This window comes from Armatimonas sp. (genome assembly GCF_043760365.1).
Lineage (GTDB): Bacteria > Armatimonadota > Armatimonadia > Armatimonadales > Armatimonadaceae > Armatimonas.
Genome location: NZ_JAYUPA010000961.1, coordinates 1 through 2,807, shown reverse-complemented (window position 1 = coordinate 2,807; position 2,807 = coordinate 1). Strand labels below are relative to the sequence as shown.

Here is a 2,807-nt window from a genome sequence, read left to right as displayed (position 1 = left end):
TTGCGACAGGAAGATATTTTTGTGACTGTCAGGAACAAGTGTCGTATGGATACCAAAACTCTAGCCCAGTATCAGCAGGCTATCGCCGCTAGGAAGTTGAGCACCCTTTGCATCAAAAGTCCCGATGCCTCCGCGTCGTACGACGGCAGTGAGCTGTCGGCAAAAATATGCTGCTTGCCGGGATAAAGGAACAACTCCGCTTCCTCGGCTTCTTCGACAAGCCCCCGAGCAGCGTCGATGTCGCCTTCAGCAACAAAAAACGGGTCGGCATCCATGCCATGCACCTGAACCGGCACCCCCTTCGGCCAAGTCTGTCCAAACTCCGAGACCGGGATACAAGAGTAGAAGAGAAGCGCTCCGCGCGCACCGGGTCGGGTTTGGGCGAGCTTCTGGGCCGAGACCACACCCAGAGAGAATCCGGCGTAGACGAGCTCCTCGGGGAGTTCTCCCACTGCTCGCTCCCCGCGCACCATTACTTCATCAAAACCAAGTTCCTTGACGAATCCCATGCCTTTTTCAATGGTGTCGAATGTGCGGCCATCGAAGAGATCGGGCGTGTGGACGATGTGCCCAGCGTGGCGTAGCGTATCAGCAAACGCTGCAACCCCAAGAGTTAGCCCTTGTGCGTGGTGGAACAACAAAATCTCTGCCATTTTCAAAACTCCTTTTTGCAACTTCTACAATCGAGAGCAGTATGGCACAAAAGGGTGAGGGCTACAAGTGCCTTGGGCTTACCGACTAAAACGCTGCTGGTACATCGCCTCGTGCATGCCGGAGATGCCGTTGAAGGGGCTCCAGACGTTGTAGATCGCGGGATCGTCGTAGCGGTAGGCGAAGACGATGCCGGGGTTGGGAAGGAGCTTGCTTGCTTTTTCTCCACGCAGCACCCAGAGCCGGGAGTCGCGGAACGTGGGTGGGTTGGGGCGCTCGGCGGGGAGCTGTAGGAGGGCTTCAAACGCGGCACGGAGCTTGGGGCGCAGGGCGCTGTAGGCCAAGCCCGCCTCGCTTATCGCCGCGTCACGTTGTCCTGCTGTGAGCTGGCTGAGCAGGCTCCAGTGGGGGCGGGCTTGCTCAGCGCGGACGATGGGCCACTCGTTTAGATTGTAGCGTGCGATCAGGGACTGGGCGACGCGGGCGGAGTCCAGGGCGGCGACGGGAAGTGATCCCATCTCGGCGAGCTCATGGATAGAGAGGCTCCCGTTTTTGCGTTTCCCTTCGGCCCAGCGCTCGCGGAGGCGCTGGGGAATCTCCAGAGGGCGTGCGGCGTAGTAGTCGGGCGTGCGGAATGTCAGCCAGCCCTCGCTCTTGCCCCAGTGAAGCCGCAGGGAGTCGCCCACGGTGCAGAGTGCGGCAAAGATGCTTTTCTTCTCCACGGCGACCGGGGCGCTCAGGCGCAGGAACTGGTCGCCGATAATGTCCTGCCCCGTGGCCTTGTGCAAAGCCTCCAACGCATCGGCAGCAATGATCCTGGGGCCTTCCTCAAAGCTATCGAACTCCGGGAAGCTATGGCGCTTGAGCATGCAGCTTGCGGCAATATTCAGCGAGACGAGTTTTTGCAGCGCGGGATCTTGGGCAAGGGCTTTGTTGCGGGCCGCGTTGTCTATCACGGCATTGGTGGGGGTGGGAGCAAAGGCAAGGGGTAGGCCAATGCCTCCTGCATTGCTCTGGAAGTAACCTCGGAGTGTCCACGCGTCCTGTTTCTTTTCGAGCTGAAGCGTGCCTTTAAGCGAAGTCATCGGCTCACGCAGGCTGGATTTACCGGTAATTGGGTCTTGAAAGGCGGCATCGGCCTGTCGCTTGAGCTCGGGGGAGAGCATCCCATCTGGCATGAGATCCCACTCGTAGACTTCGCCGCTACGGATCTTGCCCAGCGCATCAGGGGAGAGCTGCTGAAAGCGTGTCAGCAGAGTATCCGCACCCTGATCGAGCCAGCCGAGCTTGAGCCACTCGTCGAAGGTGGTGGGGTCTTTGCTGATTTTCTCCTGAAGCTGCTCGCGTCTGGCCTTGCGCTGCTCCGGCGAAAGCTCCGAGAGCCGCTGTAGGTTTTTGATCCCTTCCTCGATCTTGGTGAGCATGGCATCGCGGTCTTTTTGCCGCAGGCTCTCCTCTAAAAGCTGTCGGCTGAGAGACTGGGTAATTTCATAGGAAAACTGCGGCTCCTGGCCGGTGCGTCGCCACTCAAAGCCAAAGTGCTTGGCAAGCTGACGCATGATTTCGCGTAGAGGCCGCGCCGTGCAGTAGAGCGTCACCTCATCGTCGGCGACCCGTGGGTTGGCCGTGAACGCAATCCCCGTCTCTTTAGTGAGCTGCTCACAGAGCTGCGAGAATGGCTGTGCTTTTACCGCCAGTGTCATCGTCCGCACCAGCCGTGCATCCACAATCGCCTGCTCTTTTTGCGCCGCCTCCAGCGCTGTGATTACTCCCTTGTCGGTTGCTGCAATAGACGGAAGCGCAACCGTGATAAAGCTGTCGCCGCCTGCCACCGAGCGCCGCAGAGCTTCCTCGCGCTGCCTCAGCTCGGTGTCTGGAAGAGTGGGATTGAGGTAGAGAAGCTCGTCCTGTCCGCCGATTGAAATCGGCGTCTCCAGCGGGGGCAAAGTCCGTGCCGGACTATCGAAATAAACGGGGGAGCCCGTGGCGGGCTTGGTTTCCTTTGGCGTCACGGCGTTTACGCCGTGACGCCGTTGCGAAAGTGCAGGAAGAGCTGAAGTATTTTTGAGATTTGGACGGAGCTCTGCAACTTTTGTGGGTTGCTTTACGGCAGTAGGACGAGCAAAATAAAGAACTATGCCCACTCCACTGGCAAG

Annotated in this window: 2 protein-coding genes; both read right to left on the bottom strand. The window is 59.0% G+C overall.

Annotation, left to right across the window (positions count from 1 at the left end; translation table 11 throughout):
• Window positions 1-71 precede the first annotated feature (71 nt).
• Complete coding sequence (locus ACH2EH_RS24405) at window positions 72-653, bottom strand: dienelactone hydrolase family protein (protein WP_395145928.1); 582 nt, start codon at window positions 651-653, stop codon at window positions 72-74.
• A 78-nt stretch (window positions 654-731) separates the two neighbouring features.
• A complete protein-coding gene (locus tag ACH2EH_RS24400; protein ID WP_395145926.1) occupies window positions 732-2,663 on the bottom strand; it encodes a hypothetical protein in 1,932 nt (643 codons plus the stop codon).
• Between the last annotated feature and the right edge of the window lie 144 nt (window positions 2,664-2,807).